Annotated in this window: 23 protein-coding genes and 2 tRNA genes; 21 read left to right on the top strand and 4 right to left on the bottom strand. The window is 69.5% G+C overall.

Annotated elements, in window-relative coordinates; genetic code table 11:
- Positions 1–55: 55 nt before the first annotated feature.
- The 5 genes from nadD (at position 56) to ACZYZ3_RS05950 (ending at position 3,185) form a co-directional block, all read left to right on the top strand.
- Positions 56–700, top strand: coding sequence for a nicotinate-nucleotide adenylyltransferase (gene nadD, locus ACZYZ3_RS05930; protein WP_463962997.1), 645 nt, complete (start codon positions 56–58; stop codon positions 698–700).
- A 7-nt stretch (positions 701–707) separates the two neighbouring features.
- On the top strand, positions 708–2,150 hold the full coding sequence (locus tag ACZYZ3_RS05935) for a hypothetical protein (protein WP_463962900.1): 1,443 nt from the start codon (positions 708–710) through the stop codon (positions 2,148–2,150).
- A 137-nt stretch (positions 2,151–2,287) separates the two neighbouring features.
- Positions 2,288–2,689 carry a ribosome silencing factor gene (rsfS, locus tag ACZYZ3_RS05940; protein ID WP_463962901.1) on the top strand — a complete coding sequence of 134 codons (402 nt, stop codon included), beginning with the start codon at positions 2,288–2,290 and terminating at the stop codon, positions 2,687–2,689.
- A gap of 139 nt (positions 2,690–2,828) precedes the next feature.
- Positions 2,829–2,901, top strand: a tRNA-Ala gene (locus ACZYZ3_RS05945).
- A 211-nt stretch (positions 2,902–3,112) separates the two neighbouring features.
- Positions 3,113–3,185: transfer RNA gene (locus ACZYZ3_RS05950), tRNA-Ala, on the top strand.
- 15 nt (positions 3,186–3,200) lie between these two features.
- Here the strand turns inward: ACZYZ3_RS05950 and ACZYZ3_RS05955 are convergent.
- The gene (locus ACZYZ3_RS05955; protein WP_463962902.1) at positions 3,201–3,815 is read right to left on the bottom strand and encodes a DoxX family protein; all 615 of its coding nucleotides are present in this window, start codon (positions 3,813–3,815) and stop codon (positions 3,201–3,203) included.
- Positions 3,816–3,901: 86 nt separating this feature from the next.
- Between ACZYZ3_RS05955 and ACZYZ3_RS05960 the strand changes: the two genes are divergently transcribed.
- The 3 genes from ACZYZ3_RS05960 (at position 3,902) to ACZYZ3_RS05970 (ending at position 7,153) form a co-directional block, all read left to right on the top strand.
- Positions 3,902–4,255 (top strand): zinc ribbon domain-containing protein YjdM, encoded by a 354-nt coding sequence (locus ACZYZ3_RS05960; RefSeq protein WP_463962903.1) that lies wholly within the window; start codon positions 3,902–3,904, stop codon positions 4,253–4,255.
- A 394-nt stretch (positions 4,256–4,649) separates the two neighbouring features.
- Positions 4,650–5,816, top strand: coding sequence for a class I SAM-dependent methyltransferase (locus ACZYZ3_RS05965; protein ID WP_463962904.1), 1,167 nt, complete (start codon positions 4,650–4,652; stop codon positions 5,814–5,816).
- Between the two features lie 134 nt (positions 5,817–5,950).
- Positions 5,951–7,153 (top strand): ROK family transcriptional regulator, encoded by a 1,203-nt coding sequence (locus ACZYZ3_RS05970; protein WP_463962905.1) that lies wholly within the window; start codon positions 5,951–5,953, stop codon positions 7,151–7,153.
- Between the two features lie 34 nt (positions 7,154–7,187).
- On the opposite strand, the gene ACZYZ3_RS05975 is transcribed toward ACZYZ3_RS05970, so the two are convergent.
- On the bottom strand, positions 7,188–7,385 hold the full coding sequence (locus ACZYZ3_RS05975; RefSeq protein WP_463876017.1) for a hypothetical protein: 198 nt from the start codon (positions 7,383–7,385) through the stop codon (positions 7,188–7,190).
- A 151-nt stretch (positions 7,386–7,536) separates the two neighbouring features.
- On the opposite strand from ACZYZ3_RS05975, the gene ACZYZ3_RS05980 reads away from it, so the two are divergent.
- From ACZYZ3_RS05980 to metE, 8 genes are all read left to right on the top strand, one after another.
- Positions 7,537–8,532 carry an AAA family ATPase gene (locus tag ACZYZ3_RS05980; RefSeq protein WP_463962998.1) on the top strand — a complete coding sequence of 332 codons (996 nt, stop codon included), beginning with the start codon at positions 7,537–7,539 and terminating at the stop codon, positions 8,530–8,532.
- A gap of 2 nt (positions 8,533–8,534) precedes the next feature.
- Positions 8,535–9,464 (top strand): DUF58 domain-containing protein, encoded by a 930-nt coding sequence (locus tag ACZYZ3_RS05985; protein ID WP_463962906.1) that lies wholly within the window; start codon positions 8,535–8,537, stop codon positions 9,462–9,464.
- Positions 9,465–9,476: 12 nt separating this feature from the next.
- Entirely contained in the window at positions 9,477–10,013 is a 537-nt protein-coding gene (locus ACZYZ3_RS05990; protein ID WP_463962907.1) for a hypothetical protein, read from the top strand.
- Positions 10,004–11,005, top strand: a complete 1,002-nt coding sequence (locus tag ACZYZ3_RS05995; protein WP_463962908.1) for a vWA domain-containing protein — start codon at positions 10,004–10,006, stop codon at positions 11,003–11,005. Before ACZYZ3_RS05990 ends, ACZYZ3_RS05995 begins: the two co-directional genes overlap by 10 nt.
- Complete coding sequence (locus ACZYZ3_RS06000) at positions 11,002–12,111, top strand: VWA domain-containing protein (protein ID WP_463962909.1); 1,110 nt, start codon at positions 11,002–11,004, stop codon at positions 12,109–12,111. Before ACZYZ3_RS05995 ends, ACZYZ3_RS06000 begins: the two co-directional genes overlap by 4 nt.
- Positions 12,108–12,920, top strand: a complete 813-nt coding sequence (locus ACZYZ3_RS06005) for a hypothetical protein (RefSeq protein WP_463962910.1) — start codon at positions 12,108–12,110, stop codon at positions 12,918–12,920. The genes ACZYZ3_RS06000 and ACZYZ3_RS06005 overlap by 4 nt, the downstream gene beginning before the upstream one ends.
- Before the next feature lie 342 nt (positions 12,921–13,262).
- Positions 13,263–14,237, top strand: coding sequence for a methylenetetrahydrofolate reductase (locus tag ACZYZ3_RS06010; protein ID WP_463962911.1), 975 nt, complete (start codon positions 13,263–13,265; stop codon positions 14,235–14,237).
- A 29-nt stretch (positions 14,238–14,266) separates the two neighbouring features.
- Positions 14,267–16,630: a 5-methyltetrahydropteroyltriglutamate--homocysteine S-methyltransferase gene (metE, locus tag ACZYZ3_RS06015; RefSeq protein WP_463962912.1), complete on the top strand. Its 2,364-nt coding sequence runs from the start codon at positions 14,267–14,269 to the stop codon at positions 16,628–16,630.
- Between the two features lie 149 nt (positions 16,631–16,779).
- Here metE and ACZYZ3_RS06020 read toward each other — a convergent pair whose 3' ends face one another.
- Positions 16,780–17,286, bottom strand: coding sequence for a DUF2004 domain-containing protein (locus ACZYZ3_RS06020; protein WP_463962913.1), 507 nt, complete (start codon positions 17,284–17,286; stop codon positions 16,780–16,782).
- Positions 17,287–17,386: 100 nt separating this feature from the next.
- On the opposite strand from ACZYZ3_RS06020, the gene ACZYZ3_RS06025 reads away from it, so the two are divergent.
- Complete coding sequence (locus tag ACZYZ3_RS06025) at positions 17,387–18,793, top strand: aldehyde dehydrogenase family protein (protein ID WP_463962914.1); 1,407 nt, start codon at positions 17,387–17,389, stop codon at positions 18,791–18,793.
- 12 nt (positions 18,794–18,805) lie between these two features.
- Here ACZYZ3_RS06025 and ACZYZ3_RS06030 read toward each other — a convergent pair whose 3' ends face one another.
- Positions 18,806–19,738: a LysR family transcriptional regulator gene (locus ACZYZ3_RS06030; protein ID WP_463962915.1), complete on the bottom strand. Its 933-nt coding sequence runs from the start codon at positions 19,736–19,738 to the stop codon at positions 18,806–18,808.
- Positions 19,739–19,922: 184 nt separating this feature from the next.
- Here ACZYZ3_RS06030 and ACZYZ3_RS06035 point away from each other — a divergent pair, with 184 nt between their 5' ends.
- From ACZYZ3_RS06035 to ACZYZ3_RS06050, 4 genes are read left to right on the top strand one after another with little or no spacing between them, the layout of a single operon-like run.
- On the top strand, positions 19,923–21,365 hold the full coding sequence (locus ACZYZ3_RS06035; RefSeq protein WP_463962916.1) for an NAD(P)/FAD-dependent oxidoreductase: 1,443 nt from the start codon (positions 19,923–19,925) through the stop codon (positions 21,363–21,365).
- Entirely contained in the window at positions 21,362–22,093 is a 732-nt protein-coding gene (locus tag ACZYZ3_RS06040; RefSeq protein WP_463962917.1) for a DUF1365 domain-containing protein, read from the top strand. Before ACZYZ3_RS06035 ends, ACZYZ3_RS06040 begins: the two co-directional genes overlap by 4 nt.
- Entirely contained in the window at positions 22,090–23,463 is a 1,374-nt protein-coding gene (locus ACZYZ3_RS06045; protein ID WP_463962918.1) for a class I SAM-dependent methyltransferase, read from the top strand. Before ACZYZ3_RS06040 ends, ACZYZ3_RS06045 begins: the two co-directional genes overlap by 4 nt.
- The gene (locus ACZYZ3_RS06050; RefSeq protein WP_463962919.1) at positions 23,460–24,710 is read left to right on the top strand and encodes a class I SAM-dependent methyltransferase; all 1,251 of its coding nucleotides are present in this window, start codon (positions 23,460–23,462) and stop codon (positions 24,708–24,710) included. The genes ACZYZ3_RS06045 and ACZYZ3_RS06050 overlap by 4 nt, the downstream gene beginning before the upstream one ends.
- Positions 24,711–24,742 lie beyond the last annotated feature (32 nt).

The following is a 24,742-nucleotide window of genomic DNA, read 5'->3' on the forward strand; positions in this document are numbered from 1 at the left end:
TATTTCCGCCACCGTGAAGCAGCGCGGCGCCCAGCGCCGCCTGCGTCTGGGTGTGATGGGCGGCACGTTCGATCCGATCCACCACGGACACCTTGTCGCGGCCAGTGAGGTCGCGGCCAAGTTCGACTTGGACGAAGTGGTCTTCGTTCCCACGGGCCAGCCCTGGCAGAAGATGAGCAAGAAGGTCAGCGAGGCCGAGCACCGCTACCTCATGACCGTCATCGCCACGGCGTCGAACCCCCGCTTCACCGTCAGCCGCGTGGACGTGGACCGGCCCGGGCCCACGTACACGATTGACACCCTCCGGGATCTGCACACCCTGCGTCCGGACGCGGACCTCTTCTTCATCACCGGCGCCGACGCCCTGGCCCAGATTCTGTCCTGGAAGGACATCGACGAACTCTGGTCCCTCGCGCACTTCGTCGGGGTCACCCGGCCCGGCCACGTCCTGGACGGCATGGGCCGCAAGGACGTCAGCCTGCTCGAGGTTCCCGCCATGGCGATCTCCTCGACGGATTGCCGCACGAGGGTCGCGGCAGGAAACCCCGTGTGGTACCTCGTCCCCGACGGCGTGGTGCAGTACATCGCCAAATACGGACTGTACGGCGGCGACCCGGACACCGGGGACACCTCCGCCGGCAATGGCGCCGCCCGCTATGACCGAACCACCGAGTTAGTCCAACCCGCCAGCACCGAATGAGTTTGCAATGAGTCAGGAACAGCCACCGATCCGCAGCCGCCGCCAACTGCGGCTGGCCCGAGATGAACGCCTGGAAGCGAACCAGGAACCCGGGACCCCAGGTCCCGGCGCGGTTCCCCCTGCCTCAAACACCCCTGCCACGGACACCCCTGGCACGGACGACACTGCCACGCCGCGGCCTGGGAGTGTCGTCGCGCCCGGCGGTGCTGACCCCGCCGGTGCTGCCTCCGCCGGTGTGGCTCCAGGCGTTGTCGACCCGGGCGAGCCCACGGAGGCTGAGGTCACCGGCCGCCGCCGGAATCCGGGCCCCGTTGACTCGGTCCGCCCCGCTTCCGGCGCCGAACGGTCCTCGCAGGTCCGCGCCCGGGACCGCGCCACCTTACGCACCATCAAGGAACTCGCCGAAAAAGAAGGCAATCTCTCCGGCGGCGGACCGCTTACCCGGCGCCAGCTCCGGCTACTGCAGCTGGCTGCAGAAACGGCCCCGGCAACCTCCGCCAACCTGATTGTCCCCGCCTCCCCGCGGACCCGGGCCACCCCGGCTGTCCGCCCGCCCGGCGCAGCCGCGGGTACCCAGCCGGCCACCGGTGCGCCGGCAACCCCCGCCGAGCCGGACGCGGCGGCCGCGCGGCCGGGTGTGGACGGCCCTCCTGCTGATAGCGCCCGAGCTCCGGGTCCGAAGTCCGACGGCGGTACTGCCGGCCGGGGCGCTAAGGGACCCGAGGGCATGACCGTGGAACAGGCCCTCGCGGCGCGGGAACTGCTCGCCCAGCAGGCCCAAAACCAGCTGGCCAAAATGGAACACATCAACGCCACCGACCCGGAAGCCGTAGACCCTGACGGGCTGGCGGAGCAAATCGCACTGGCCGAGCGGGCCGCAGTGCTGAACCGCCGCGCCGCCGCCAAGCAGAAACTGGCCGAGCAGAACAGCAAGCCCGACCCGGTGCGCAATGACCCGACCACGGCGAACAACCTGGCCATGGTCACCCCCCTGGAGTTCGTCCAGGTGCCCGGCGTGGAGCGGCCCGTCTTGAAGCGCCCTGCCACGTCCCACGTGGCAGTCGTCACCAACCCGGGTCCCCGGGTTGAGCAGCCCCGGAAGTCCGGCAACCGCCGTCCGGGTCCTTCCCGCCAGCGGGGTGCGGGCACCACCACCGGCCGCGCCGGGGTGCTGGCCCGCGCGGAGGCCGCCGCCAAGGCTGCCACCGCAGCTCCGGAACAGTCCAGCCGGACGGCCGGGTTCCCCGCCGCAATCCCGTCCGGGGAGGAGTTTGCCGACAGGTCACCCGTCGCCGCGAATACCGCCCACGGGCTTGAGCCCCTCGACGCGGACACCGCCGGCCTCGGCAGGGCGCGGCGGCTGCGCCTCATCCAGCTCGCGGTGCTGGCCCTGGGCGTGATTGCGCTGATCGCCGGCATCACTCTGATCATCACCGGCCTTTTCGGCTAGGCAGCGCTTCGTTTTTGGCCCCGCCGTTGCGGCTGGCGGCCTTCCATGCATTTTCCGCTCAACAAGCTTTTTCACCCAACAAGCTTTTTCACCCAACAAGCTTTTTCACAACAAGCTTTTTCCCAACAAGGAGTCCCGTGACTGCAACAGAATCCGCCATCGCTACAGCCCGCCACGCAGCCCGAGCTGCCGCGGAGAAACTTGCCGAGGACATCGTCGCGATGGACGTCAGCGAACGGCTGGCGCTGGCCGACATCTTCCTGATTGCCTCCGCACCGTCCGAGCGCCAGGTCAACGCCATTGTGGACGGCATCGAAGACGAACTCTCCAAGTTCGAGCTCAAGCCGATCCGCCGTGAAGGACGTTCCGGCGGCCGCTGGGTCCTGCTGGACTACGGCGACATCGTCATCCACGTCCAGCACGAGGAAGACCGCGTGTTCTACGCCCTGGAGCGCCTCTGGAAGGACTGCCCGGTCGTGGACCTGCAGCTCGGGGATGACGCTTCCGCCAAGGCCGCGGCAGCCTCCGAAGCGGAGTAACAACGGGAGCGCAACGGAATATGCCCGATTTGGAATTTTCCGAAGGGCTGTTCTAAGATATTTGAGTTGCTTCGGAGAGATCCGGACCAAAAGCTGGAACCGAAAGCGCTTGCTGACGGGGTCGGAGCAACGAAAATTCGGGGCTGTGGCGCAGCTGGTAGCGCACCTGCATGGCATGCAGGGGGTCAGGGGTTCGAGTCCCCTCAGCTCCACCGGATAATCCGCCGGAATCGAAAGATTCCGGCGGATTTTTTGTTTGCTCATCATCCCGCCGCCGCAGCCATTTGGCGGGCCGTCACTAGTTTCTCCGGGCTGCCGGCACAGGCGGCGTGTCGATTCGCGTGAACACGAATTGTGGTTTAAGATAAACAGGTTGCTTCAGGGAAGACGGTCCTTTTCAGGAAAGTTTTGCCAGGCAAATTCGGGGCTGTGGCGCAGCTGGTAGCGCACCTGCATGGCATGCAGGGGGTCAGGGGTTCGAGTCCCCTCAGCTCCACCGACGAGGCCCTGCTCACTGAGCAGGGCCTCCTTTGTTTTTCGGGTGATCTGTCAACGGCCGGCAGGTCCGGGGGGTGGGCCCGAAACACACACATTTTGGCGGCCAGCCCGAGACGGGCCGCGCCCTTAGCGGGGTCGCTCGCCGGCTTTCCTGTTCTCCCGCCAGTCTCCATGCGCCCGTGGACCACAGGGCCCACAGCACCAGGAGCGGCTGGAACAGCAGGCGGATTCCGCGGCTCAGGTCCGTATTGAGTCCGAACGAATCGGCGCCTGTGGCGAACTGGGAGATGTTGCCCGGGAAGACCAGGACGAAGAAGGCCGCCACGACCCAGCCGAGGGCCACCCGCCCCCGCCTGAGCAACAGTAGGCCCAGCCCCAGGCCGATCTCCACCAGCCCGGAAGCGACCACGACGAAGTCCACGTCCAGCGCCAGCCAGGGCGGCACCTGGGCGTAGAACGCCTCACGGCTCCAACCCAGGTGGCTGACACCGGCCAGGACCAGGAAGCCGCCCAGGAGCAGCCGGCCGGCGGTGCGCACATTCGAGCGCAGCCGGGAATCCGCGGCGCGGGGCGCCGCCGGACGGTGGGATGGAACCGGACCGGGGGACTGAACTGGGCTGTCGGGCACGGGGCGCCGCCTTCACTCTGGGGAAATCAGCTTAGCAATCGGGCCCGACCGGCCCTTCGTCCGCCCGCTCGACTAAAGTTGGGCACGTGAACGAGACCCTGCCCCCGTGCCCCGAATGCTCGAGCGAATACACGTATGAGATGGGCGCGCTCCTGGTCTGCCCCGAATGTGCACACGAGTGGTCACCGGCCGCGGAGCCGGAGCCGGACGAGCAGGACGCCAGGCCGATCAAGGACGCCGTCGGCAACATCCTCGCCGACGGGGACACCGTCACGGTCATCAAGGACCTCAAGATCAAGGGCAGTTCCACCGTGATCAAGGTCGGAACCAAGGTCCGCGGAATCCGGCTCGTTAACGGCGTCGGCGACCACGACATCGACTGCAAGGTGGACGGCGTTGGTCCCATGCAGCTCAAATCCAGTGTCGTCAAGAAAATCTGACCGGAGCTGGTCCGCATGCCACCGTCCGCAGGACCGGGCAGGGGAGATCGCCGTCGGAGGTTGTGGGGAGCGCTCGGAGGGGGAGCCGCGGGCTTCGTGCTGGCGTCCGTCGCGTACCTCTTGATCACCCCCGTACTGGAAGCCAGCCCCGGGTGGCTCCGGGAGCTGCAGGGGCTGTCGTGGAATCTTGTTCCAGGGCTCACTCTGCTCGGCGGAGTCACCGGATGGATGGTAGCCGGCACCCGACCTCCGCGCTGAGCACCGTTGAAATGGGTGATCGCGCGCCAGCGGCTCGGCCAGCGGCACCGGGACTCAGCGGGATCAGGATAAGTTTGCAGGGGCCCACATTCTCGGGGTCCGAAGAACGTGACTCACAGAAGGCGGCAGCTCGCGCGTGGCGGACAACAATCTTGATTCCCTCTTCTCCCGGCTGGGCAGGTTCCCGGACGTGGAGGCGGCCAACCTGCAGGCCTGGGACGCCACCGACAGGCTCCTCCTGGACACCGCTACGGATCTGCTGGCTGCCGGTGTCCTGCGGCCCGGCAGCCGTCTCGCCGTCGTGGGGGACCGCTACGGGGCACTGACCCTTGGGGCGCTGGCCCTCGACGCTGCCGGCTGGGCCGGTCCGGTGCGGGTGCACCAGGACCTCATCACCGGGGAGCATGCCCTCCGCCACAATGCCGGGAGGCTCGGGGTTGGCGGCGGCTTCGAACAGCTGCCGCTGGGCGCCGGGCTCCTGTCCGGGGCCGGCGTGGTGCTCCTTCAGCTGCCCAAGTCCCTGGCGGAGCTGGAGGAGATTGCCGACGCCATCGCCCGCCACGCAGCGCCCGACGTCGTGCTGCTGGCCGGCGGCCGGGTCAAGCACATGAGCCTGGGCATGAACGCGGTGCTGGAGCGCCACTTCAACGAGGTCCAGCCCCAGCGGGCCCGGCAAAAATCCCGGATCCTGCTCGCCCGCGGACCCGGGCCCGCCACCGGCGCCCCGCCGTTCCCGGTCACCGAGGTCAACACTGAACTGGGCCTGACCGTGTGCGCCCGCGGCGCCGTGTTCGCCGGCACCGGGCTGGACATCGGCACCCGGTTCCTGCTCGACTTCCTGCCCCAGTTGCCGCCGGCACGGCACGCGATCGATCTCGGCTGCGGCACCGGGATCCTCGCTGCCATGTACGCCCGCGCCAACCCCGGTTCCCGGGTCACGGCCACCGACCAGTCCGCCGCCGCGGTCGACTCCGCCCGGGCGACGGTGGAAGCCAACGGACTCGCCGCCCAGGTCACCGTGCTCCAGGACGACGCCATGGCCTCGCTGCCGGAGGCCAGCGCTGATCTGATCCTGCTCAACCCGCCCTTCCACGTCGGGGCCGCGGTGCATGCCGGGGCCGGCCTGAAACTGATCGAGGCGGCCGCCCGGGTACTTGCGCCGGGCGGGGAGCTCTGGACGGTGTTCAACAGCCACCTGCACTACCGGCCGGCGCTGCAGCGGTTGATCGGCCCCACCCGTGAGGTCGGCCGGAACCCGAAATTCACGGTGACCGCCAGCATCCGGAAAACCTCCGGTGTGTGAAGCGCCGCGCGGAGGCGGCCACAGGGGCGTAACGTACGATTCTGGAATAAGCAGTGCATAGCCAAAGACGTTTAGGGGTATCAGTGACTGAGATCCGCCAGCCATCGCCGAGGCGCGGAACCAATTTGCCCCGGATGGGGGACTTCAACCTCACGGTCATCCTCGATGCCATCCGGCGTTCCCCGGCCGGCCTCAGCCGGGTGGAGCTGGCCCGGATCGTCGGACTTTCCCCGCAGACCATCTCCAACATCTCCCGCCGGCTGCTGGACCAGGACCTGATTTATGAGGCCGGCAAGGAAGGCACCGGACCGGGCAAGCCGCGGACCATGCTCCGGCTCAAGTCCTCCGGCATGTACGCCGTCGGCGTCCACATCGACCCCGCCGTGACCACCTTCGTGGTCCTGGACCTGGTCGGAGCCGTGGTGAAGCATTCCCGGATCAAGACCCCGGCCGGCAGCGACCCCGGGGCCGTCATCGACACCATCGCCGCCGAAATCAAGCAGCTCATTACGGTGTCCGGCGTGAACCCGGCCCGGATCGCCGGCCTGGGGATCGCCTCGCCCGGGCCCATCGACCTCGAGGAGGGCACCGTCGTCGACCCTCCGCTGCTGCTCGGCTGGGACCGGGTGCCGCTCCGCGACGCCCTCGCCGCGGCCACCGGACTGTCCACCATCGTGGACAAGGACGTGACCAGTGCCGCCGTGGCCGAGACCTGGGCGGGCGGCCCCAGCGGAGCCGGCAGCTTCGTCTTCATGTACATGGGCACCGGAATCGGCTGTGGAATCGTGCTCAATGACGAGGTGGTGCGCGGCACCTCCGGCAACGCCGGGGAGATCGGGCACATCATCGTTGATCCCGACGGTGCACCCTGCGACTGCGGCATGCGCGGCTGTGTCAAGTCCTCCTGTATTCCCCAGGTGCTGGTGGCCCGGGCCGTTGCAGCCGGGGTCCTGGACGGCCCCCTCGAGGCCGTGTCGGGTCCTGCCATCCAGGAGAGCTTTACCGCGCTGTGCGCCGCCGCCGCCGCCGGGGACGCGAGGGCGGAGCAGATCATCGACCACTCCGCCGTTCTTGTTGCCCGTGCCGTCTCGACCGTCACCAATGCCCTGGACGTGGACCGTGTGGTGTTCGGCGGACCGTTCTGGACCTGCCTGTCGCAGTGGTATCTCGAACGGATCCCGGAGCTGGTCCGGGAAAACAGCGCCACCCGGAAGATCCATGAGATCGGGGTGGTCGGCACCGGTGTCGGCGAGGATGTCGGAGCGATCGGCGCCGCTTGCCTCGTGCTGGAGCACACGCTCGCACCCCGCTCGCAGCGCCTCCTGCTGGAGGGCTAGAGCCGGCCCGCGGACCGGTCCCGGGAACCAGGGCTCAGTCGATGTCCTCGACGACCGTGCCGAACGGGATTGAATCGTCCAGGTGAGCCTGGTGGTCATGCGGGTGGACCACAACCCGGACACCGTGCGACTTGTCTGCCGCGGACTGCATCAGGATCGGCCGGACGGTGTTGATGAAACTCTCGCTCTTGCCGGCGAGATACTCCTGGTAGCTGGCTGGAAGCTGGATCATGGCAACAGGATAGTCCTGCGGGGGCACGATGGGGAGTGCTCCCCATTGCGGGCTTTCCCGGCGCAGGCTTGGATAGGATGGCCGTTGGCCGCCGCGGAGGCAGGCGGCCGCCGCAGACCAGTGACCAAGGGGATTTTGAGTGCTTCAGACTATGGCCGCCGCACGGATCGAACCGGCGGAACTGGCCCGGGCGCAGCAGACCCTGGGTGCCATCTCCCGCAGCTTCGATGCCAAGGTGGTGGGCCAGGCCAGGCTCCGCGAATCCCTCCTCGTCGGGCTCATGACCGGCGGCCACATCCTGCTCGAAAGCGTCCCGGGGCTGGCTAAGACCACCGCCGCGCAGACCGTGGCGGAGGCCATCAGCGCGGACTTCCGCCGGATCCAGTGCACGCCGGACCTGCTTCCGAGCGACATCGTCGGGACCCAGCTGTACGACGCCGCCAGGGGCACCTTCGTGACCCAGCTGGGCCCCGTCCACGCCAACATCGTCCTCCTGGACGAGATCAACCGCTCCAGCGCGAAAACCCAAAGCGCCATGCTCGAGGCCATGCAGGAACGCCAGACCTCCATCGGGGGAGTGGTGCACCCGCTGCCCGCCCCCTTCCTGGTGCTGGCCACGCAGAACCCGATCGAGCAGGAGGGCACCTACCTGCTGCCCGAGGCCCAGATGGACCGCTTCATGCTCAAGGACGTGCTGGACTACCCCACCCCGGCGGAAGAGGCGGAGATCATCCGCCGGATCGACGCCGGAGTGTTCACCCCGGAGCAGAAACCCGCCGCGGCTGCCTCCCTCGAGGCCGTCAGCGACCTTCAGGGCATCGTCCGGCGGGTCTACATCGACCCCGCGATCGTCCGTTACATCGTGGGCCTGGCCTTCGTCACCCGCAACGCAGCGGAGTACATCGACGCGCGGCTGGCCGGCTTCATCGAATTCGGGGCCAGCCCCCGCGCCAGCATCGCCTTCAGCCAGGCCGCCCGGGCGGTCGCACTGCTGGACGGCCGGGACCACGTGATCCCCGAGGACGTGAAGTCGCTCGCCCACCGCGTGCTGCGCCACCGGCTCATTCTTGGCTTCGAGGCCGTCGCCGAGCAGGTGCCGGTGGAGACCGTGATCGACGCCATCGTCGCCGCCGTCCAGACACCCTGAGGATGGCGAGCCTCCTCCAGCGGGTGAAGTCGAAGCTCTCGATCCACGCGCACCGCAAGGCCCGCGGCATGCTCGAGGGCCAATACCGTTCCGTCTCCAGCGGCCGCAGCCTGGACTTCGATGACCTCCGCGCCTACGTGCCCGGCGACGAGGTCCGCGACATCGACTGGAAGGCAACCGCCCGGCACGGTTCCCCGCTGGTCCGGCGCTACCTTGCGGCACGGCGTCAGACCCTGCTGCTGGTCACCGACACCGGCCGCAACATGGCCGCCGAATCCCGGGACGGCGAGCCGAAGAAGGACCTCGCCGTGCTCGCGCTCGGGGTGGTGGGGTACCTCGCGCACCGCCACGGCGACGCCGTCGGGCTGGTGTGCGGCGACTCCGGCGGTTCCCGTGCACTGCCGGGCAAGACCGGCGAGGCGCACCTGGAACGGCTGCTCCGCGCAGCCCATGACACCACCTCGCTGGACTCCGCGCCGAGCCGGCTGGAAACCCAGCTGGACTTCGTGGTCCGGACCTTCTCCCAGCGGATGCTGCTCCTGGTGGTGGCCGATGAACTCCTGCCGGATGCGGAGACGGAACGGCTGCTCCGCCGGCTGCGCGCCCAGCACGAGATCCTGTGGCTGACGGTCCGGGACGCCGGGCTGCTCGGCGCCGGCTCCGGCTCCTGTACCGACTCCTACGACGTCGCCGGCACGACGGCGGTCCCGCGGACCCGCGGTCCTGCGGGACCGCGCACCGGGCTGCTGCCGGGCGGGCTGGCCGAATCCGCCGCCATCGCCGGGGCATACGCGCGCGCCCGGGACGACCGGGACGCGGCGCGGCAGTCGATGCTGCGCCGGCTGGGTATTGCAGAGGCCGACGCCGGCAGCAGCCACGACGTGATCCCGGCCGTTTTCACCCTCCTTGCCCGGCACCGGCGGGGACGGTGACTCCTATGGACGGTGACTCTCGTGGACGGTGACTTCTTCGCGCCGCTGGCGTACAGCGACTGGTACCCGTGGGCGGCCCTGGGACTGCTGGTCCTGGTCGCCGGCTGGTACGCCTATGTCCTCCGGAGCACCAGGCGCCGGCCCGCCGGGCAGCAGGCCGAGGAAGTTCCTGCGCCTCCCTCCGCCGTTGCCGCACCGGATCTGGACCGGCTCCGGCGGGACTACCTGGAGCGGATCGACGCCGTGGACCGCGAGGCCGCGGCCGGCACCCGTTCCGGGCGTTCCGCGCACCAGGAGCTGAGCCTGCTGATCCGCAGCTTCGTCCGCGACGCCTCAGGGGTGGACGCGACGCGGATGACCCTGGCCGAACTCCGGGCGGTGTGCACAGAAGGCGCGGTGGGGGTAGCCGTGGGCACGGCGGTGCACGGCGTCCCGGCCGCGGCCGACGCCATCGCGGCGCTGTACCCGGCGGCCTTCGCCGCCGGACCGGCGTCGGGCGCTAAAGACGCAGCGCGGACCGCGCGGGACGTGGTCCGCTCGTGGAACTGATCTTCTGGTGGTTCCTGCCAGCCGCCGCAGTGGCGGTCCCCGCGGCCTGGTTCCTCGTCCGGCGGCGCCACCGGGTCCGCGCTGCCCGGCGCCGTCCGGTCGCCCACAGCGACCGCCTCACCGCGCTGCCGGAGTACCAGGCGGCCCTGCGGCGACACCGGAACCGGCTGCGGCTCCTCGCCGCCGCCGGGACCGTGCTGATGGTGGCCGCCGTCGTGGCCGCCGCCCGGCCGGCCGAACGCAGCACGGTCCGGCCCGAGCAACACAAGCGTGACATCATCCTCTGCCTGGACGCCTCCGGCTCCATGAACAGCGCAGACGCCGCCGTGGTGGACGTCTTCGGCTCGCTCGCCCGCCAGTTCGACGGCGAGCGCATCGGCCTCACCGTCTTTGACAGCAGCGCCGTGCAGGTGTTCCCCCTGACCGATGACTACGACTATGTCCAGGACCAGCTCCAGCAGGCAAAGAGCGCCTTCGACGGGGCCGGCAGCGGCAGCTTCCTCGACGGGACATGGAACGGCGAGGGTTCCTCGCTGATCGGCGACGGCCTGGCGTCCTGCCTCCAGAGTTTCCCGGCGGCGCCCGAAGGGGACGAGCCCGGTCGCCGCGCCCGCTCGGTCATCCTGGCCACGGACAACTTCCTGTCCGGCACACCGCTTGTCACCCTCGCTGAAGCCGGAGCCCTGGCGAAGGAACGGGACGTGCGGGTCTTCGCCCTGAACCCCGGCGACTACGACTTCGGCCCCGACGCCGGCGCGGATCAGCCCGGCGCCCGGCTGCGCAGCGTGGCTGAGACCAGCGGCGGCGCGTACTACGCACTCGACAGCCCGGACGCGGTGCCCGGCATCGTCACCGGGATCGAGGCCACCCAGGCCGCAGCGTTCCGGGGTGCGCCCCGGGCCGTGGTGTCCGACCGCGCCGAGGTTCCACTCGCCGTGGCCCTGCTGGCCGGGCTGGTCCTCGCCGGAGCATCGTGGAGGCCCCGGCGATGACACTGAACCCCATACTGTCCTGGTGGGTCATGGGCCCGCTGGCCACCGCCATCGTCCTGGGCCTCGGCTGGGTCCTGTTCCGTTCCCGGCAGCAGCACGGGCCGTCCGGGGATGCAGGGTTCCGCGGCTGGCTCTTCCGGGGCGCCCTCGTGCTGCTCCTACTCCTCGCGGCCTGCCGGCCCGGACTCCCCGGCGGCACCGTCGAGGCCGCTGCTACGGACCTGAATGTGTTTTTCGTGGTGGATACGAGCAGCAGCATTGCCGCCGAGGACCACACCCCGGCCGGGGGAGAGGCGGCCAAGGGAGAGTCAACCGGGGGCCAGTCGGCCGGTGTGCCACGGCTCGACGGCGTCCGGGAGGACATCCGGGCCATCGCCCGGGAACTCGGCGGCGCCCGCTATTCGCTCATCAGCTTCGATTCCAGCGCCGCCGTGCGGATGCCCCTGACCACCGACACGTCCGCCCTGGAGACTGCGGTTGCCGTGCTGGGGCCCGAGGTGACCGACTACTCGCAGGGCAGCAGCGTCACCGCGGCCCGGGCTGTCCTGGCCGAACGGCTTGCCGCGGCCCGGGACGGCCACCCGGATCGACCCCGGCTGGTGTTCTACTTCGGTGACGGCGAACAGACCAGCGCCGGCGCGCCCCAGGCCCTGGGGATTGACGGCTCCCTCGTGAGCGGTGGAGCCGTCCTCGGCTACGGCACACGGGACGGCGGGCGGATGAAGGAAAACAGCGGCGACCCCGCCCGGCCGGCGACGACGTACATCCAGGACCCGACCACCGGCGCGGCTGCCGTCTCCCGGCTGGACGAGGACCGGCTGCGGGACCTCGCACGCCAGCTCGCCGTGCCCTATCTGCACCGGGCGGCAGGGGATGCGGCGGCCCCGATGCTGCAGCAGGCCACGCCCGGCACCCTGGTGTGCACAGGTGCTGCCCTCGACGGCAGGACCGAACTCTACTGGATGCCTGCGTTCGCCGCGTTCCTGCTGGCCCTGCGCGAAACGCTGCTGGCGTCCGGCCAGCTCCGGGAGCTGCGGCCCACCCGGCCCGCCCGCCGGAGGTCCGAGGGGGCGGCACGGTCCGCCGGGCGGGGGCCGGGCGCATGAGCGTCCGACGCCGGCGCCGGCTGCTGCTCTGGTCCGCCCTGCCCGTCCTGCTGGCACTGCTGCTCGCCGCGAAGCTGCTCAGCGCCGCCTGGTTCGCCGGCCAGGCCAGCAGCGCCTTTGCCCGCGGTGACGCACCGGCGGCGGAGTCGGCCGCCGCGGTCCTGGGCGTCGCGAACTTCCTCGAACCGCACAAGGCACCCTTCGCGGCCGGGGACGCCCTCGCGCTCAGCGGCGACTACGCCGGCGCGCGCACCGCCTTCGAGGCAGCCCTGGCCGCGGCCCCGGCGGCCGACGAGTGCCGGGTACGGGCCAACCTGGGGCTCAGCATCGAACGGCTGGGCGACGACGAGGCCGACGCCGGCCCTGCCGGCACTGCCGGCACTGCCGGCACCGCCGGCACCGCCGGCACCGCCGGCCCTGCCGGCCCAGACAGCACGGACGGCGGCCTCCGTCTGCTGGAGGAGGCCCTGGCCGTAGTCAGGGCCGCGCCCGCAGGCTGCTTCGGCTCGGACCGCGCCGACAGCGCCGCGGGGGAGAGACTGCAGACCGCCGGACAGCGGCTGGAGGAAAAAATCGAACGGCTGCGCGGCCAGCCTGGATCCGGCGAAGCCACCGAACCCGAGGAACCCGGCACGGAATCCGGACCCGAAGAGCAGGACGGCGCCGGGTCGGGGGAGCCACTCGACGCGCAGCTGGAGCAGCTCAGGGAGTCCGGACAGTCCGCCCACCAGGAGCGCAACCACGGCCTGCAGCGGGAGGAGTATCTGAATGGAACCGGCACCGGACCGCTCACGGACAGGCCCTGGTGACCGTCCGGACGAAGAATATTCTGTCCCGGAATGAAATATGCCGTAAACCTGCGTCTTAATTCGGGAGCCGACTTGAACAGCCTCCCGGCCCGCACGTAGAGTCCTATCCAAGTTACCTCAGTAACGTGTCAGCGATCCTCCGCTTACGGCCAGCCCCACGGCGGCCCAGGAGGGTGTGGGTGCCCCCATGTGGGCCTGACATTTGCTCACGGACAACTTCGTATCAGGCGTAACAGTCGCGGCTGCGCCCTGCTGGAGTTTCCTCCGTGTTCCCCAAACTCAATTCACCGGCAACGCCCGTTTTTCGGGCACAGCTGTCAGTGTTCACAGCCAAGGACGCAAATGTCTCCACCAAGCCTTATTGACACCCATCCAAATCTTGCCGGCTCGGCACCCGTCGCGCTGTCCTATGAGCTGTTCCCGCCACGGTCGCCTGCGGCCGCTGAATCGCTCTGGAACACCATCGGCGAACTGGAAGCCACGGACCCGGACTACGTGTCCGTGACCTACGGCGCCAGCGGCTCCAACCGGAACACCGCCGTCGAACTCATCAACCGCCTTGTCCAGGAAACCACCCTGCGGCCGCTGGCGCACCTGACCTGTGTGGGGAACTCCCCGCAGGAGCTCGCCGATATCATCGGCGAACTGCTGGACGTCGGCGTGCGCGGCATCCTGGCCCTGCGCGGTGACCAGCCCAAAGACGGCGTCGCCCCGCCGGAGGGATCGCTGCGCTACGCCCAGGACCTGATCGAGCTCATCCGCCGCGTCGAACAGCGCCGCTCCGCGCTGCTCTGCGCCGGCAAGGTGGCCGTTGGCGTCGCCGCCTACCCCACCCGGCACCCGGAATCCCCGAGTGAGGCGCACGACATCGAGGTGCTGCTGGCCAAGCAGCGCTCCGGCGCCGACTTCGCCATCACCCAGGTTTTCTTCCACACCGGGCAGTACGCGGACCTGCTGACCCGGGCACGCCGGGCCGGCGTGACCATCCCGATCATCCCGGGCGTTATGCCGCTCACCAGCCTCCGCCGGCTCGCCCGGCTCAGCGAGCTGACCGGCGTCGAACCGGACCCGGTCCTGATCGAACGCCTCGCCGCCGCCGAGACCGACGCCGACCGCACCCGGATCGGGGTCAGCGCCACCGTGGACCTGGCCAATGCGGCACTGGACGCCGGCGCCCCCGGACTGCACCTCTACACCTTCAACGAACACACCGCCGCCCTTGATGTGCTGGACAAACTCGCCCTCCCCCGGCCGCGACGCGGCAACCGGCACAGTAGCCACCAGCGCACGGCCGGCCGCCGCCAGCTCGCCAGCTAACCACCCCCCGAACGCCTAGGACTTTTCCCATGACTGCACAGAACATTTCCGCCAGCAACACCCCCTTCCCGTCCGCCTCGATCCTGGGTTACCCGCGCATCGGCCGCCGCCGCGAGCTCAAGAAGGCCGTGGAGGCCTACTGGGCCGGCAAGATCGACGCCGCCGCCCTCGACGCCGCCGCCAAGGAGATCCAACTCGGCACCGCCCGGCGCCTCCAAAGCCTGGGCCTGACCGAAGCCGCCGCCGTTCCCGGCACGTTCTCGTACTACGACCAGGTGCTCGACGCCGCCGCCCACCTCGGCGCCGTGCCCGCCCGCTTCGGCAACCTCCTGAACGCGGGGGGCCAGCTCGACATCGACGGCTACTTCACCCTGGCCCGCGGCACCAAGGACCAGCAGCCGCTGGAAATGACCAAGTGGTTCGACACCAACTACCACTACCTCGTTCCGGAGATCGGCCCGGAGACTTACTTCTCGCTGACCTCCAACCGCATCGTCGAGGAATTCGAATACGCCCTCGCCAACGGGGTCCAGACCCGCCCGTACATCGTCGGCCCGGTCACCTTCCTGCTGCTGAGCAAGGCCTCCGACGACGCCCCGGCCGGGTTCAGCCCGCTGTCCCGCCTCGAGGACGTGCTGCCGGTCTACACCGCCCTGCTGGAGAAGCTCGCCGCCGCCGGCGCCGGCTGGGTCCAGCTCGACGAGCCCGCCCTCGTGGTGGACCAGGACACCCCCGCCGCCGAAATCCAGGCCGCCGTCGCCCGCTCCTACGAGGTGCTCTCCGCCGCCGCCAACCGCCCGCAGCTGTTCGTCTCCACTCCGTACGGTGCGCTCAACGGCCAGCTCGGCACGCTCGCGGCGACCGGCATCGATGCCCTGCACCTGGACGTCTTCAAGGGCGAGGTTCCCTCCGCCGCGGCCCTGGCGGCCCTGGGCAACAAGACCCTGGTCGCCGGCGTCGTGGACGGCCACAACATCTGGCGCAACGATCTTGCCGCCTCCGCGGAGAAGATCGCGGAGCTGAAGAAGTCGGTCGCCAAGCTGGCGGTCAGCACCTCCACCTCCACCGCGCACGTCCCGCATGACGTCGACGAGGAGACCCAGCTCTCCGCGCAGCTGTGCAGCTGGCTCGCCTTCGCCGACCAGAAGGCCACCGAGGTGGTCACCCTCGCCGGCCTGCTGACCGACCCGGCCACGGGTGTTCAGTCAAGGGATGTCCAGCCGGCCATCGATGAGGCCACACGCATCATCGCCGACCGCGCCGCAGCCGACGGCGTCCGCCGCGCCGAGGTCCGAAACCGCACCGCCGCCCTCACCGGCGCCGACTTCAGCCGCTCCGACTACGGCGTCCGCGAGGCCGCGCAGACCAAGGCCCTGCACCTGCCGCCGCTGCCCACCACCACCATCGGCTCGTTCCCGCAGACCGGCGAAATCCGCACCGCCCGGGCCCGCGCCAACAAGGGCGAGCTCAGCACCGGACAGTACGAGCAGCTCATGAAGGATGAGATCAAGCGCGTTGTGGAGCTGCAGGAAGAGCTCGGCTTCGATGTTTTGGTCCACGGCGAGCCTGAGCGCAACGACATGGTCCAGTACTTCGCCGAGAACCTCGAAGGCTTCGACGTCACGGTGCACGGCTGGGTCCAGTCCTACGGTTCCCGCTGCACCCGCCCCTCGATCCTGTGGGGCGATGTCACCCGCAGCGGCCCCATCACGGTGGAATGGGCGCGGTACGCGCAGTCCCTGACCAGCAAGCCGATGAAGGGCATGCTCACCGGCCCGGTCACGATCCTCGCCTGGTCCTTCGTCCGCGACGACCAGCCGCTCGGCGAGACCGCCAACCAGGTGGCACTGGCCCTCCGGGACGAGATCGCCGACCTCGAAGCCGCCGGCATCAAGGTCATCCAGGTGGACGAGCCCGCCCTGCGCGAGCTGCTGCCGCTGCGCAAGGCCGACCAGGCCGCGTACCTGGACTGGTCCGTGAAGTCCTTCCGCCTCGCCACCGCCGGCGCCGGGGACGCCACCCAGATCCACACGCACCTGTGCTACTCCGAGTTCGGCGCCATCATCGACGCGATCGACGGCCTCGACGCCGACGTCACCTCGATCGAGGCCGCCCGCTCCCGGATGGAGGTCGTGCACGACCTCGAGTCCCACGGCTTCGGCCGCGGCGTGGGCCCGGGCGTGTACGACATCCACTCCCCGCGCGTCCCGGGCGAGCAGGAAGTCACCGAACTGCTCAGCACTGCCGTGAAGCACGTCCCGTCCCGCCAGCTCTGGGTCAACCCGGACTGCGGGCTGAAGACCCGAGGCTACGCCGAGACCGAGCAGTCCCTGCGCAACCTGGTCCACGCCACGAAGGCGGTCCGCGCCGGACTGCTGGAAGCGGCCAAGTAGCCGGCAGCTGAACCGACAAACAGCTGAATTAACGACGCCGGCCGGTCACCCCTCAAAAGGTGGCCGGCCGGCTTCGTGCGTATTTACTCATCGATTGCTGAGCAACCGCCCTTTTGAACGCTCAAAAGGGCCGATGCGGAGCAGTCGATTCAGGATTCCCAGAGGATCTCATCGTCCACGACGCCGTCCTCGTCCGCTGACGCGACCAGGATCTCGTCGGTGAAGTGCTGGCCGAGCGTGAAGTCCAGGACGAAATAGCGCTCCGGCTGGCCGGGGAAGATGCCCACGTGGCCGAGCTTCAGCGCCTTGAGGAAGACCGCGTCGGTGAGCTGGCTCTTGTCCTCGACGCCGAAGACCTTCCTCAGGTGTTCGTCCTTGATCGCGTTGCAGTGGAAGTGCCGGTACTCCTGCGGGCTGGTGCCGTCCTGCTCCAGTTCCTCGGCGATCATTTCCCGGACCTGGTCCACGAGTTCGGGCAGGAAGCGCAGCCGGTAGTCAACTTTGTGCATCGCTGCTTCATCGAAGCGGTCATGGGCGTTGACATTCAGGTCAAGCTCCACGGTCTGGCCCGCCAGTTCATGCTTGGCGGTGAAACTGTGGTCCCTTCCGTGGTTGAGTTCAACCTCTCCGAAGTGCTTGCTCGCTACCTTGTTCATACCTTCAACATAGCCCTGAAAACCGCTCCGTTCCAGCATTCCCAGAGGTTTTATCCGGTACCGCACCCGGCCGGCCGGCGGGTACCGGTACATTTAGCGGATGCAAACTGTTGCCCCCGCCGTCGCCCGCGCCCGTGAAATTTACGACAGCGGAGCCACGCGCCCGCTGGCCTGGCGGCTGAAGCAACTGGCCAGCCTGCGCCGGATGCTGGCCGAGCGCCGCACTGACTTCGCGGAGGCGCTGGCCAGCGATCTTGGCAAACACCCCACGGAGGCACTCCTGACGGAGATCGGGTTCGCCGACGCCGAGGCAGCGCACCTGGAGAAGAACCTTGAGGCCTGGCTGCGGCCGCGCCCGGTCGCCGTGCCGCTCGCCGTCCAGCCCGCCAAGGCCTGGACGGAACTGACACCGCTGGGGGTGGTGCTGGTGATCGGCCCGTGGAACTACCCGCTGCAGCTGCTGCTCGCGCCGCTGGCCGGCGCCCTCGCCGCCGGCAACACCGCGGTGCTCAAGCCCAGCGAACACGCTCCCGCCACCTCGGCCGCCCTGGCCCGCTGGGTCCCGGAGTACCTGGCCGGCGCGGCGGAGGTTGTCCAGGGCGGCATCCCGGAAACCACCGCCCTGCTGGCGCTGCGCTTCGACCACATCTTCTTCACCGGAGGGGAAGCGGCCGCCAAGGTGGTCCTGCGCGCCGCAGCAGAGCACCTGACGCCGGTCACCCTGGAACTGGGTGGAAAGTCTCCGGCCTACGTGGACTCCACCACCGACCTGGCCAAGGCGGCCAAGCGGCTCGCGTGGGGCCGGTTTCTGAACGCCGGGCAGACCTGCGTCGCGCCGGACTACATCCTGGCCACCGAGGAGGTGCTGGTTCCGCTGGAACGCGAACTGGTCACCGCGATCGGCGCGCTCTTCGGCACGGACTCCTCCCGCAGCGAATCCTACGGCCGGATTGTCAACGACCGGCACTTCGCACGGATCGCCGCCCTCGCCGACGGGAGCACCGTGGTCCACGGCGGTGAGCGGGACGCCGCCAGCCGCCACTTCGCCCCGACCCTGCTGCGCCCCGCCCCCGGGGACACCGTCATGGGGGAGGAAATCTTCGGGCCGCTGCTGCCGCTGGTCCCGGTCGCCGGGCGGGATGAGGCCATCCGGATGATCAACGACGGCGCCAAACCGCTGGCCCTGTACGTGTTCAGCAACGACGCCGGTACCCGCCGGGCCTTCGCCGAACAAACCTCGTCGGGGGCGCTGTGCTTCGATGTCCCGGCCGCGCACTTGATGGTTCCGGGACTGCCCTTCGGCGGGGTGGGCGCTAGTGGCATGGGCTCCTACCACGGGGAGCACTCGGTGCGGACGTTCTCGCACGAGCGGTCCACCCTCGCCAAGACGTTTCGGCCGGACACCCTGGCCCTGATTTACCCGCCCTACACCAAGACCAAGCACCGGATCATCAGCGCCCTCGCCGGGCTGGGGACCGGGGTCTTCAAGCGTTTCCGCCAGCGCTGACTCAACCCTGACTCAGCCCTGGTGCGGGGCCGCCTGCTTCAGGGCCGGGGAGTTGAAGGTGTCCGCCAGCAGTTCGACGAAGAGCTGGACCTGGGCGGTCTGCTTCTCGTTGATCAGCAGGGCAAAGACGTTGCGGGCCAGCCTGATCTCGGGGACGTCGAGCACCACCACGCCGGCCGGGCGGTGCAGCAGGGCCAGTTCAGGAACCAGCGCCGCGCCCAGCCCGGCCGCGGCCATCTCCAGGCTCGCGTGGAAGTCATCGCTGTAGGCCACGACGCGGGGGTGCAGGTTGCAGCTGGCGAAGAGCCGCTCGATCACCGTGGCGTCGGACGTGCCGGGGTGGTGCACGATCCACGGCATGTCGGAGAGGTGGTCCGCCGCGACCTTCGACCCCGTGCCGATGCCCCAGGCCGCCGGCAGCACCACCCGGAAGTCGTCGTCGCCGATCCACTGCCGCTTGACGGTGTGCGGCCATGCGAGTCCCGACTGGCCCACCTGGTAGACCAGGGCGACGTCGAGTTCGCCGCCGGTACGCAGGCCCTGGATGGTCTGGGCAGGCTCGGCCACGGAGACGCGCAGGTCGATGCCGAGTTTCTTCCAGGCCGGGTTCGCCAGGATCCGCGGCAGCACATAGGTTGCCAGGCTGGGGAAGATGCCCAGCCGGAGCTCCTGCCGGGCGGTGTCCCCGGTGCGCGAGGCCGCCGCCATGAGCGCATCGATGTCGGTGAGGACCTTGGCCGCGTGCCGGGTCATGACCAGGGCCGCTTCGGTGGGCTGAATGCTGCGGGCCGAGCGCTGGAACAGCTCGACGCCGGTGTCGCGTTCCAGGGCGGACATCTGCTGGGAAACGGCCGACGCCGTGTAGCCGAGCCGGGTGGCGGCCGCCGCGAAGGATCCCAGCCGGGTGACTTCGACGAGGGTCCGCAGATGGACGGGGTTGATCAAGGGGCTGCCCTTCGCAGGTTCCGGTGAGGCGGGACCGCAATCCCGCTTCATTCTGGCACATTGGTTCGAAACGAAAAGGTGGAAAGTCGCACACATCCGGCGGCCCTGCCGCGACGAATTGTCCATAAGACGATTCACCCGGACGATCCAGGCAATCGATGTACCAGCCAACAGGAGCAGATCAGTGTCAGATGCAGCAGGGATTCCCGAGGGCCGGCGCGTAGCCGTGATTGGCAGCGGTGTGGCGGGACTGACCGCCGCCTACGTGCTGAACCGGCAGGACTCCGTGACCCTGTTCGAATCCGATACCAGGCTGGGCGGGCATGCCCACACCCACGACGTGCCGCAGGTTGGCGGGCCCGTGCTCGGGATCGACACCGGCTTCATCGTTCACAACGAACGGACCTACCCCACGCTGCTGCGGCTCTTCGCCGAACTGGGCATTGAAACCCAGGACTCGGAAATGAGCATGTCCGTCCGCTGCGACGGCTGCGGCCTGGAATACGCGGGCGCCCGGGCAAAGGGCCGCGGCATCCTTCCCCGGCCCGCCACGCTGCTGCGCGGACGCTACCTGCTGATGCTGCTCGAGGTGATGCGCTTCTACCGCAAGGCCCGCGCCCTGCTCGCCGAGGACGCTCCCGCCGGGGAGAACACGGCCGGGGAGAACACAGCGGGGAAGAATGCTGCCGGGGAAATCACTGCGGAGCCGGAGCTGACCCTTGGTGAGTTCCTGGCGCGGGAGAAGTTCAGCAGCTACTTCATCTCGCACTTCATGACCCCGATTGTCAGCGCCGTCTGGTCCTGCGACCCCACCACCGCCCTGGCCTACCCGGCCCGCTACCTCTTCACCTTCCTGGGCCACCACGGCCTGCTCGGCGTCTCGGGCTCACCCCAGTGGCGCACCGTCACCGGCGGCTCGCGCACGTACGTGGACAAGCTCGCCGCCACACTGCCGGACATCCGCCTCTCCAGCCCGGTCACCGGAGTGCGCCGCCACGCCGAGGGTGTGGAACTCACCATCAGCCGCGGCAAGGGTGACGTCAGCACCGAGACCTTCGACGCCGTCGTGATCGCCACCCACCCGGCCCAGGCCCTGGGCATGCTCACCGACGCCTCGGCTGCCGAGCGGGACGCGCTCGGCGGGATGCCGTACTCGGTCAACCACACCGTCTTCCACCGCGACGCCGCCGTGCTGCCGTCCAGCGACAACGCCAAGGCGTCCTGGAACTACCGGCTGCCCTCCTGCGATGCCCGGCCGGACAACGTCCTGGTCAGCTACGACATGACCCGGCTGCAGCGGCTGGCCCCGGCGGACGGCGGGCGCTACATTGTCAGCCTGGGCGAATCCGAGCTGATTGAGGACAATACGGTGATCGAGCGCATGGTCTACGAGCACCCCCAGTACACCCCTGACTCCCTGAAGGCGCAGCAGCGGATCCTCGCGCTCGGCGACGGCCGGCTGGCCTTCGCCGGCGCCTACCACGGCTGGGGTTTCCACGAGGACGGCGCCCTCTCCGGGGTCCGGGCCGCGGCGCGGCTGGGACGCGAGTGGGACGACGCCGGCGTCGCGCTTGATACGGTTTCCCTGGACCCGGACCTGCAGACCGTCCCCGCGGAGGGCTCATGAGCGCCACAGCTGCCATCTACCGAACCTCCATCGCGCATGTGCGGCGCACCCCGCTGAAAAACGCGTTCACCTACCGCAGCTACAGCTGGTACATCGACGTCGACCGGCTCCCCGTGCTGCCCCGCCTGCTCCGCCCGCTCGCAGGCTTCAGCGCCGCGGACCACCTCGGCGACCCGGCCGGCACGCTCCGCGGCAACGTCGAGGCGTTCCTGGCCACCCGGGGGATTGACCTCGACGGCGGCCGGATCACCATGCTCGCCAGCGCCCGGGTCTTCGGGCACGTGTTCAATCCGCTGAGCCTGTTCTGGTGCCACAACGCCGCCGGGGAACTGCGCTGCGTCCTCGCCGAGGTCCACAACACGTACGGCGAACGGCACTGCTACCTTCTCGAAACGGACGACGCCGGCCGGGCCAGCGTTCCCAAGGCGTTCTACGTCTCACCCTTCAACGACGTCGAGGGCCAGTACCGCATGAAACTGCCGGAACCCGGCGACCGGCTCGCCGTCTCGATCGTCCTCGAGCGCGAGGGGCAGCAGCCCTTCATCGCCAGCGTGGACGGCGAACGCCACCACGCCACCGTGCGGAACATCCTCGCCACGGCGCTCGCGGTCCCGCTGTCACCCCTGCGCGTCTCGGCGCAGATCCGCTGGCAGGGAATCAAGCTGTGGGCACGCCGGCTGCCCCTCATCAAACGACCACACCACCCTTCACAGGAGGCAGTCCAGTGACTATGACCGACGCGACCGGATCCGGCGCTGCACGCCGGGCCAATGAGGCCGCAGCCCCCTACATCGTCCCGCAGCCGCCCGCCGTGGTCGACGCCGGCATCTGGCCCAGCGTCGCCACCGTCCCCTCCGGACTGAAGGTCGCCGTGGCCGGCCGGGTTGCCGAGGCCATCTTCAAGGCCGCGGTCCGCCGGCTGCCGCTGGAGGTCCGCTACCCGGACGGCACCGTCCTGGGCAAGCCGGCCACCCCCGGGCAGAGCCACCCCGTGATGACCCTGAACCGTCCCGAGGCGTTCGCGGCCCGGCTCGGCGACGGCGGCCTGATCGGCCTGGGGGAGTCGTTTATGGCCGGAGAGTGGGACGCCGATGACCTCACCGCCGTCATGGAGGTCTTTGCCGCCCGCGTGGGAACGCTGGTGCCGGAGCCGCTGCAGAAACTCCGAGCGCTCTACCTGCCGCGCCAGCCGCGGAAGGAACGCAACACCGAGCAGAACACCCGCTCGAACATCTCCCGGCACTACGACCTCTCCAACGAGCTCTTCGGCACCTTCCTCGACGACACCATGACCTACTCCAGCGCGATCTTCCCGGAGTCCGGCGAGGCGCTGACGGGCGTCGCCTGGAACGGCCTGGCCGCCGCGCAGCAGGCCAAGATCGACCGCCTGCTGGACAAAGCCGGCGTCGGTGCCGGCACCCGGGTGCTGGAAATCGGCACCGGCTGGGGCGAGCTTGCCCTCCGCGCCGCCCAGCGCGGCGCCACCGTCTACTCCGTCACCCTCTCCAGCGAGCAGCAGGAACTGGCCCGCAAGCGCGTTGCCGACGCCGGCTACACCGATGCCGTCACGATCGAGCTCAAGGACTACCGCGCGGTGGAGGGCGAGTACGACGCCGTCGTGTCCGTGGAGATGATCGAGGCCGTGGGCTTCGAGTACTGGGCCACCTACTTCCAGACGATCGAACGGGTCCTGGCCCCGGGCGGGAAGGTCGCCATCCAGGCCATCACCATCGCGCACGACCGGCTGCTGGCCACCCGCTCCAGCTACACCTGGGTGCACAAGTACATCTTCCCGGGCGGCGTCATTCCCTCCGTGCGGGCCATCGAGGACATCACGGAGAAGCAGACCGGACTGCGGGTGCGCGAACGCCTCGCGATGGGGGAGCACTACGCCCAGACGCTGCGGCTCTGGGAGGAGCGCTTCATGGCCCGCTCCGCCGACGTCCAGGCACTGGGCTTCGACGAAATCTTCCAGCGCATGTGGCTGTTCTACCTCTGCTACTCCCGCGCGGGCTTCGAGACCGGCTACCTCGACGTGCAGCAGATCGTGCTGGACCGCGGGACAGCAGGCGAGGCTGCCAGCGGATCCGGCGCATGACGGCGCCGCTTGCGGCGCTGATCGAGGAGGTCCTGCGGCCGCTGGCCGGCGGGGACCTCCCGGTCCGGCTCGTGGTCTGGGACGGCAGCGAGGCCGGCCCCGCCGGCGCTCCGGTGGTCCGGCTGAACTCACCGGACGCCGTCCGGCGGCTGCTATGGGCGCCCGGGGAGCTCGGCGCCGCCCAGGCCTACGTCACCGGGGACCTGGACGTCGACGGCGACCTCAACTCCGTGCTCGAGCACCTCTGGAAGGTGGTCCGGGACCGGGGCCTCTCCGGCGTCCGCCCCACCCCTGCGGTGCTGGCCGGCGTTGCGCGGATTGCCCGCGCCGCGGGGGCGCTCGGGGCGCCGCCCCCGCCGCCGGCCAGCCAGGCCAGGGTCAAGGGCAGGCTGCACAGCCTGATCCGCGACCGCGCTGCGATCAGCCACCACTATGACCTCAGCAACGATTTCTACGCGCTGATCCTGGATCCGCAGATGGCCTACTCCAGCGGGTACTGGACGGGCCCGCGGGCGGACGCTGCGCAGGGCTACGGTCTTGAGGACGCGCAGCGGGACAAACTGGACCTGGTCTGCCGCAAAATCGGCCTCAAACCGGGGATGCGGCTGCTGGACGTGGGCTGCGGCTGGGGATCGCTGAGCCTGCACGCCGCGCAGCACTACGGTGCAGAGGTGGTCGGCGTCACCCTGTCCGGCGAACAGAAAGCGTTCATCGACGCCCGCATCCGCGACCGCGGCCTCGAAGGGCACGTGGAGATCCGGATCCAGGACTACCGGGAAATCCCGGACGGGCCATTCGACGCCGTCGCCTCCCTGGAGATGGGCGAACACGTCGGCCAGCGGAACTACCCGCTCTACGCCACCGCGCTGTTCACCAACGTCACGCCCGGCGGCCGCGTGCTGGTCCAGCAGATGTCCCGGTGCGGCAAACACCCCGGCGGCGGGCCGTTCATCGAATCCTTCATCGCCCCGGACATGCACATGCGGCCGGTGGGGGAAACGCTGGGCTTCCTGGAGGACGCCGGCCTGGAGGTCGAGGGCGTGCAGGGCATGCGCCGGGACTACGTACTGACCCTCGAGGCCTGGTACGCGAGGTTCGAGGAGAACCATGCGGCCGCCGTCGCAATGATGGGCGAGGAGATAGCCCGGGTCTGGCGGCTCTACCTCGTGGGCGCGCTGCGCAGCTTCACCGAACGCCGGACGGGCGTGGAGCAGATCCTCTGCAGCAGGCCGGAGGCCGACGGGTAGGCAGCGATAGCTGCCCCCACAGCGGCAGCTGT

Source organism: Pseudarthrobacter linnaei, from assembly GCF_055412825.1.

Coding starts and splice junctions, on each gene's coding strand:
- ACZYZ3_RS06020 (WP_463962913.1), bottom strand. CDS start 17,286: ATGAACAAGGTAGCGAGCAAGCACTTCGGAGAGGTTGAACTCAACCAC.
- ACZYZ3_RS06005 (WP_463962910.1), top strand. CDS start 12,108: ATGAGCGTCCGACGCCGGCGCCGGCTGCTGCTCTGGTCCGCCCTGCCC.
- metE (WP_463962912.1), top strand. CDS start 14,267: ATGACTGCACAGAACATTTCCGCCAGCAACACCCCCTTCCCGTCCGCC.
- ACZYZ3_RS05975 (WP_463876017.1), bottom strand. CDS start 7,385: ATGATCCAGCTTCCAGCCAGCTACCAGGAGTATCTCGCCGGCAAGAGC.
- ACZYZ3_RS06025 (WP_463962914.1), top strand. CDS start 17,387: ATGCAAACTGTTGCCCCCGCCGTCGCCCGCGCCCGTGAAATTTACGAC.
- ACZYZ3_RS05980 (WP_463962998.1), top strand. CDS start 7,537: ATGGCCGCCGCACGGATCGAACCGGCGGAACTGGCCCGGGCGCAGCAG.
- ACZYZ3_RS05985 (WP_463962906.1), top strand. CDS start 8,535: ATGGCGAGCCTCCTCCAGCGGGTGAAGTCGAAGCTCTCGATCCACGCG.
- ACZYZ3_RS05970 (WP_463962905.1), top strand. CDS start 5,951: ATGGGGGACTTCAACCTCACGGTCATCCTCGATGCCATCCGGCGTTCC.
- ACZYZ3_RS06000 (WP_463962909.1), top strand. CDS start 11,002: ATGACACTGAACCCCATACTGTCCTGGTGGGTCATGGGCCCGCTGGCC.
- ACZYZ3_RS06050 (WP_463962919.1), top strand. CDS start 23,460: ATGACGGCGCCGCTTGCGGCGCTGATCGAGGAGGTCCTGCGGCCGCTG.
- ACZYZ3_RS06010 (WP_463962911.1), top strand. CDS start 13,263: ATGTCTCCACCAAGCCTTATTGACACCCATCCAAATCTTGCCGGCTCG.
- ACZYZ3_RS05935 (WP_463962900.1), top strand. CDS start 708: ATGAGTCAGGAACAGCCACCGATCCGCAGCCGCCGCCAACTGCGGCTG.
- nadD (WP_463962997.1), top strand. CDS start 56: ATGGGCGGCACGTTCGATCCGATCCACCACGGACACCTTGTCGCGGCC.
- ACZYZ3_RS06040 (WP_463962917.1), top strand. CDS start 21,362: ATGAGCGCCACAGCTGCCATCTACCGAACCTCCATCGCGCATGTGCGG.